At 69.0% G+C, this 7,065-nt stretch carries 6 protein-coding genes; all 6 read right to left on the reverse strand.

The window, feature by feature from the left end; all coding sequences use genetic code 11:
* Positions 1–78 precede the first annotated feature (78 nt).
* Positions 79–1,044: a UDP-3-O-(3-hydroxymyristoyl)glucosamine N-acyltransferase gene (gene lpxD, locus JWP65_RS13730; protein WP_299764624.1), complete on the reverse strand. Its 966-nt coding sequence runs from the start codon at positions 1,042–1,044 to the stop codon at positions 79–81.
* A gap of 13 nt (positions 1,045–1,057) precedes the next feature.
* Positions 1,058–1,567, reverse strand: a complete 510-nt coding sequence (locus tag JWP65_RS13735) for an OmpH family outer membrane protein (protein ID WP_299764627.1) — start codon at positions 1,565–1,567, stop codon at positions 1,058–1,060.
* Complete coding sequence (bamA, locus tag JWP65_RS13740; RefSeq protein WP_299764629.1) at positions 1,567–3,861, reverse strand: outer membrane protein assembly factor BamA; 2,295 nt, start codon at positions 3,859–3,861, stop codon at positions 1,567–1,569. The genes JWP65_RS13735 and bamA overlap by 1 nt, the downstream gene beginning before the upstream one ends.
* Before the next feature lie 52 nt (positions 3,862–3,913).
* Positions 3,914–5,287, reverse strand: a complete 1,374-nt coding sequence (gene rseP / locus JWP65_RS13745; RefSeq protein WP_299764631.1) for an RIP metalloprotease RseP — start codon at positions 5,285–5,287, stop codon at positions 3,914–3,916.
* 14 nt (positions 5,288–5,301) lie between these two features.
* A complete protein-coding gene (gene ispC / locus JWP65_RS13750; protein WP_299764633.1) occupies positions 5,302–6,492 on the reverse strand; it encodes a 1-deoxy-D-xylulose-5-phosphate reductoisomerase in 1,191 nt (396 codons plus the stop codon).
* A partial coding sequence (locus tag JWP65_RS13755) for a CDP-archaeol synthase (RefSeq protein ID WP_299764635.1) occupies positions 6,489–7,065 on the reverse strand: 577 nt, incomplete at its 5' end. The genes ispC and JWP65_RS13755, both read right to left, overlap by 4 nt.

Here is a 7,065-nt window from a genome sequence, read left to right on the forward strand (position 1 = left end):
GAGTTGCCGCCGGGCCGCCCCAAGGCAACGAACGCCCCCTCGGGGGGCAGCGACAGAACGGAGTGACGAGCGTGGGGGTCATAGTTTCTTTTCCAGCGCCTTGATGCGGTCGCGCAGCGTGTGCAGCTGCTTGAGCGTCGCGGCGTTCTTTTCCCAGGCCGCATTGTCGTCGATGGGAAAGATGCCGGTGTACAGGCCGGGCTTGAGGATCGAGCGCGCGACGAAGGAGCCGGCGGAGATGTTCACGCCGTCGCCGATGGTCAGGTGCCCGAGGATCATGGCGGCGCCACCGATGGTGCAGTGCGCGCCGATGTTGGCGCTGCCGGCGATGCCGACGCAGCCGGCGATCGCGGTGTGCTTGCCGATGCGGCAGTTGTGGCCGACCTGGATCAGGTTGTCCAGCTTGACGCCGTCCTCGATGACGGTGTCGGCCAGCGCGCCGCGGTCGATGCAGGTGTTGGCGCCGATGTCGACGTCGTCGCCGATGCGCACCGCCCCCAGCTGTTCGATCTTCTCCCAGGTGCCGGCGTTGGGCGCCCAGCCGAAACCGTCGGCGCCGATCACGACACCGGGATGCAGCGTGCAGCGGGCGCCGATCACGCAGTCCTCGCCGACCACGACGCGGGCCTTGAGCACCGTGCCCTCGCCAATGCGGGCGCCGCGCTCCACCACGCACTGGGGCCCGATGCGCACGCCCTCGCCGATCACGGCTTGGGCATCGATCACTGCACTGGGGTGGATGGCGGGGCCGGTGCTGCGGGCATGGCTGCGCTTCCACAGCTGGGTGGCCCGGGCGAAATAGAGATAGGGATCGTCGGCCACGATGCAGGCGCCGCGCGCCTGCGCCGCCTCGCGCATGGCCGGCGCGACGATCACGCAGCCGGCGCGGGAGGCGTCGAGCTGCTGCCGGTAGCGAGGGTTGCTCAGGAAGCTGAGATGCGAAGGCCCGGCGGCGTCGAGCGGCGCGAGGCGCTCGACGGGCAGCTGGGGGTCGCCAATGAGTTCGCCGCCGAGGGCCGCGATGAAATCGCCGAGGTGCAGCACCGGCGGGCGGGTGTCAGCGCACCGAGTTCAGCGCCTTGATCACCTTGTCGGTGATGTCGTGCTTCGGGTTGATGTAGACGGCTTCCTGCAGGATCAGGTCGTACTTTTCCTGCTCGGCGACCTGCTTGACCACGCGGTTGGCGCGGTCCAGGACCGTCTGCAGTTCCTCGTTCTTGCGGGCGTTCAGGTCTTCCTGGAATTCGCGGCGCTTGCGCTGGAATTCGCGGTCCTGGTCGATCAAGGCCTTTTGCCGCTGGCTGCGCTGGGCTTCGGACAGGGTCGGCGCCTCGCGCTCGAACTTGTCCGATGCCGTCTTCAGGGCGGTGCCGAGGTCGTTGAGCTCCTTCTCGCGCCGGGCGAACTCCTGCTCCAGCTTGACCTGCGCGGACTTGGCCGTGTTGGCCTCGCGGAAAATGCGGTCGGTGTTGACGAAGCCCACGCGGAAATCCTGCGCCTGCGCCTGGGCGCCGAGCGCGAACACGCCCAGCAGCAGCACCAGGCATCGACGGGACAGATACTTCATCAAAAGGACGTTCCGATCTGGAATTGGAATCTCTGGATTCTATCGCCAGCCTGCTTGCGCACCGGCTGGGCGGCGGCGATGCGCAGCGGGCCGATGGGCGACAGCCAGGACAGCCCGACGCCGACGGAGGCCCGCATGTCGCCGAAATTCACCTGCTCGTTCTCGCCGAACACGTTGCCGATGTCGACGAAGCCGAACATGCGCAGCGTGCGGTCGTTGCCGGCGCCCGGAAACGGGGCGATCACCTCGGTGTTGAGCGTGATCTTGCGCGGCCCGCCGATGGACGAGCCGGTGATGTCGCGCGGCCCCAGGGTGCCCTGGTCGAAACCGCGGACCGAGCCCAGGCCGCCCGAGTAGAAGTTCTTGAACACCGGGAACGGCCGGCCCGACAGGCCCTTGCCCCAGCCGAGCTCACCGTTGAAGGCCAGCGTGTACTGCTTGTTGAGCGGCAGGTAGTGCTGGTACTGCGCGTTGGCGCGCAGGTAGCGGGCGTCGCCGCCCACGCCCACCTCGCCCGAGACGCGCTTCAAGCTGCCGCTGGTGGGCGCCAGCGTGCTGTCGCGGTCGTCGCGCGACCAGGCCACCGACAGCGGGAAGGCGGAGCTGGTGTAGCCAAAGCGCTGGGCAAAGGCCAGGTAGGCCGCCGGGATGTTGGTGCCCGGCTTGATCTGCGTGCGCTCGGCGCTGCCGCCGAAGTAGACGGTGTCGACCTCGCTGAACGGGATGCCAAAGCGCAGGCCGGCGCCGGAGGTGATCAGCTGGTAGTTGCCGCCCTGGTCCTCGTACGGCCGCGAGCTGCGGTGGTACAGGTCGATGGTGCGCGAGATCCCGTCCGGGGTGAAGTACGGGTTGACCGAGTTCAGCGTCAGCGTGCGGTTGTACTTGCTGGTGTTGACTTCCACGCCCAGGTAGTTGCCCGAGCCGAACACGTTTTCCTGCTTGATCGAGAACGACAGCGCCAGCTTCTCGGCGCTGGAAAAACCCGCGCCCAGCTGCAGGCTGCCGGTGGGCCGCTCGGCCACGGTGAGGGTCAGGTCCACCTGGTCGGGCGCGCCCGGCACGTCGGTGGTCTCGACGTTGACGTCGCGGAAGAACCCGAGGCGGTCGATGCGGTCGCGCGACAGCTTGATCTTCTCGGCGTCGTACCAGCTGGCCTCGAACTGGCGGAACTCGCGCCGCAGAACCTCGTCGCGGGTGCGGTTGTTGCCGGCGATGTTGATGCGGCGCACGTAGGCGCGGCGCGACGGCGCGGCGGCCAGCACGAACGCCACGCGGTTGTTGGCGCGGTCGATCTCGGGCCGGGCCTCGACCTGGGCAAAGGCATAGCCGAAGTTGCCGAAGTAGTCGGTGAAGGCCTTGGTGGTTTCGGCCACCTCGTCGGCGTTGTAGGGCTGGCCCGGGCGGATCTTGACCAGCGACTTGAACTCGTCGTCCTTGCCCAGGTAATCGCCTTCCAGCTTGACGCCGGACACCACGAAGGGGCTGCCCTCCGTGATGTTGACGGTGATGCTGATTTCCTGCTTGTCCGGCGAGATCGCGACCTGGGTCGAATCGATGCGGAACTCCAGGTAGCCGCGCTGCAGGTAGTGCGACTTGAGCGCTTCCAGGTCGGCGTTGAGCCTGGTGCGCGAATAGCGGTCGGACTTGGTGTACCAGGACAGCCAGCCCCCGGTGTCCTGGTCGAACAGGCCCTTGAGCGTGCCTTCGCTGAAGGCACGGTTGCCCACGATGCGCACTTCCTTGATCCGGGTGGGCTCGCCCTCCGTCACCGAAAAGGTCAGGTTGACGCGGTTGCGCTCGATCGGCGTGACGGTGGTGACCACCTCCGCCCCATACAGGCTGCGGTTGATGTACTGGCGCTTGAGCTCCTGCTCGGCGCGGTCGGCCAGTGCCTGGTCATACGGCCGGCCTTCGGTCAGCCCGATTTCGCGCAGCGCCTTCTTGAGCGTGTCGGCATCGAACTCGCGCGCGCCCGAGAAGTCGACCGCGGCCACCGTGGGGCGTTCCTCCACGGCGACGATCAGCACGTCGCCCTGGACCTCCAGCCGCACGTCCTTGAACAGGCCGAGGGCGAACAGCGCGCGGATGGCGGCCGAACCCTTGTCGTCGTTGTACTGGTCGCCCACGCGGAACGGCAGGGAGGCGAAGACCGTCCCCGGCTCGACCCGCTGCAGGCCTTCGACGCGGATGTCACGCACGGTGAACGGGTCCACGGCCCAGGCGTTGGCCGCAAAGGCCAGGGCGGCCACGGCCGTAACGGTACGCACGCGCAAGCGCTTGAATTGTTGTTTCATTGAAATCTGGGTGGCGCCGACGGGCGGGCGCGGCGGCAACTGCTTAGTTGTTCTAACCAAAAAGCCGGGTGACGTCGTTGAACAGAGCGATCGACATCATCACCAGCAGCACCGCCACGCCACCGCGCTGCAGGCGCTCCATCCAGGCGTCCGAAACGCTACGGCCGGTGACGGCCTCCCAAAGATAATACATCAGGTGCCCACCGTCCAAGACCGGCAGCGGCAGCAGGTTCAGCACGCCGAGGCTGACACTGATCAGCGCCAGAAACAAGATGTACTGTGTCAGGCCCAGGCTGGCCGACTTGCCGGCGTAGTCGGCGATGGTCAGCGGCCCGCTCAGGTTCTTGAGCGATGCCTCGCCGATCACCATGCGGCCCATCATGCGCAGGGTCAGCTCGGAGACCTCCCAGGTGCGCACCATGCCCTTCCACAGGCCGTCGACCGGGCCGTGCCGCACCGTCAGCATGGCCGGCGGCGCGCCCACGTAGGCGTTGATGCGGCCGACGGTGGCGCCGGCCTCGGTCACCACGTCCGGCGTGACCGGCAGCACCAGCCGGCTGCCGCCCCGCTCGATCTCCCAGCTGGCGCTGACGGCCTTGCCGCCCGCGACCTGGGCGCGGATCAGGTCGCGCAGCTGCTGGCCGTCGCCCACGGGCTTGCCGGCGATCCGCACGACCAGGTCGCCCTGGCGCAGGCCGGAGCGCTCGGCTGCGCCGCCGGGCTTGACCTCGCCCATCTGCGCCGGCGACCAGGGGCCGACCACGCCCACCTTGCGCATCAGGCGGGCATCGGCGTCGCGTGCGTCCAGGCTGCTCAGTGGCAGCAGCAGCTCGCGGGCGCCGCCCGGACTTTCGGGCGCCAGGGCGATCTTCAGGTCGCGGCCGTCCAGCGCGCCACGCGTCAGCAGCCAGCGCAGCTCCTCGAACGAGGCGATGGGCTCGACCGGCTCGCCGGCAAAGCCGGCGCCGGCGACGCGCTCGCCGCCGCGCAGGCCGGCTTCGGCCACGATCGAGCCGGCCACCGGACTGCCCAGCACCGCCTGCGGCTCCTGCACCCCAATCCAGTTGACCAGCGCGTACAGCAGCACGGCCAGCAGCAAGTTGGCGGCCGGGCCGGCCGCGACGATGGCGGCGCGCGACTTGAGCGGCTGCGCATTGAAGGCGCGGTGGCGATCTTCCGGCGGCACCGCGCCTTCGCGCTCGTCCAGCATCTTGACGAAACCGCCCAGCGGGAAGGCGCCGATCACGAACTCGGTGTCCTGGCCGGGGTGCTGATTCTTGGGCTTCCAGCGGACCAGGGTGGTGCCGAAACCGACCGAGAAGCGCAGCACGCGCACGCCGCAGGCCACCGCCACGCGGTAGTGGCCGTACTCGTGGACGGCGATCAGCAGCCCCAGGGCCACGATGAAAGCAACGACAGTCAGCATCTGGAAAATCCGGTTCAGGCGCCCAAGCGGGCTATCGCCTGGTTGGCGGCGGCGCGCGCCTGGGCATCCACCGCCAGCAGATCTTGCAGCGTTGCCGGCTTGGAGGGCAGCACGGCCGCCAAAGTTGCAAGATTCACCGCATGGATCTGGTCGAAGCGGATGCGCCGGTCCAGGAAGGCGGCCACCCCGACCTCGTTGGCCGCGTTCAGCACCGCCGTGGTGCCGGGCGCGGCTGCCAGGCAGTCCCAGGCCAGTTGCAGGCCCGGGAAGCGCTCCCTGTGGCCGCGGCTGTCCAGCGACTCGAAACTCATGTCGGCCAGCGTCGAGAAGTCCAGCGCCTGGGCGCCCGACGCCACCCGCTCCGGCCAGGCCAGGCCGTAGGCGATCGGCACCCGCATGTCGGGCGTGCCCAGCTGGGCCACCACCGAGGTGTCGCGGTACTGCACCATCGAGTGGATCACGCTCTGCGGATGGATCACCACCTCCAGCCGCTGCGGCGCCAGGCCGAACAGGTAGCGTGCCTCGATCACCTCCAGCGCCTTGTTCATCATGGTGGCGGAGTCCACCGAGATCTTGCGGCCCATCACCCAGTTGGGGTGGGCACAGGCCTGCTCGGGCGTCACGTGGCGCATCGATTCCGGCGTGCGAGTGCGAAATGGGCCACCGGAAGCGGTGAGGATGATCTTTTCGACCCGGGCATCCCAGCTCGCGGCGTCTTCCGGCAGCGACTGGAAGATCGCCGAATGCTCGCTGTCGATCGGCAACAGGCGGGCCCCGCCTTCGCGCACCGCCGCCAGGAACAACTCGCCGCCGACCACCAGCGCCTCTTTGTTGGCCAGCAGCAGCTTCTTGCCGGCGCGGGCGGCCGCCAGGCAGGCCGCCAGGCCGGCCGCGCCGACGATGGCCGCCATCACCACGTCGGTCGACTCGTGGCCGGCCACGCTCTGGATGGCCGCCGCGCCGGCGAGCACTTGCGTGGGCAGGCCCTCGGATGCGATGCGGTCCGCCAGCGCGCGGGCCGCATCGTCCTGCGCCATCACGGCGAAGGACGGGCGGAACTGCGCGCACTGCCGCAGCATCAGGTCGACCTGCGAGGAGGCGCTGAGCGCGAACACCTCGAAGCGCTCCGGATGTCGCGCGATCACATCCAGCGTGTTGGCGCCGACCGAGCCGGTGGAGCCAAGGACGGTGACCCGCTGCTTCATCGTTGCGCCAGCGAAGCCAGCATCATCGCCAGCGGCAGCGTGGGCAGCAGCGCGTCGATGCGGTCGAGCACGCCGCCATGGCCAGGCAGCAGCTGGCTGGAATCCTTGAAGCCGGAACTGCGCTTGACCAGCGACTCGACCAGGTCGCCAACCACGCTCATCGCGGCCAGGAAGACGGCGGCGATCACCAGCACCGGCCAGCCCAGCGCGGCCAGCCGCGAATAGAGGCTGGGCACCTGCGCCTGCGCCGCGCCGTCGGCGACGGTCCAGACGATCGCCAGCACGGCCACGCCCGCCATGCCGCCCCACACCCCTTCCCAGCTCTTGCCGGGGCTGATGGTCGGGGCCAGCTTGCGCTTGGTGAACTTCAGGCCGAAGGCCTTGCCGGCGAAGTAGGCAAAGATGTCGGCCACCCAGACCAGCACCAGCACCGACAGCAGGAAGTTCACGCCGATCACGCGCGCCTGCGCCAGCGCCAGCCAGGCCAGCACCAGCGCCAGCACGCCGGTGGCCAGCCGCGCGGCCAGCGGGATCGCCGGCCAGCCGCTGACGCCGCTGCGCACCAGCCACGCG

It is taken from the genome of Ramlibacter sp., assembly GCF_028292805.1.
Taxonomy (GTDB): domain Bacteria; phylum Pseudomonadota; class Gammaproteobacteria; order Burkholderiales; family Burkholderiaceae_C; genus Ramlibacter.

Bases quoted from the DNA above. Each gene is read 5' to 3' on its own strand.
- JWP65_RS13735 (WP_299764627.1), bottom strand. From the start codon at position 1,567: ATGAAGTATCTGTCCCGTCGATGCCTGGTGCTGCTGCTGGGCGTGTTC.
- ispC (WP_299764633.1), bottom strand. From the start codon at position 6,492: ATGAAGCAGCGGGTCACCGTCCTTGGCTCCACCGGCTCGGTCGGCGCC.
- rseP (WP_299764631.1), bottom strand. From the start codon at position 5,287: ATGCTGACTGTCGTTGCTTTCATCGTGGCCCTGGGGCTGCTGATCGCC.
- bamA (WP_299764629.1), bottom strand. From the start codon at position 3,861: ATGAAACAACAATTCAAGCGCTTGCGCGTGCGTACCGTTACGGCCGTG.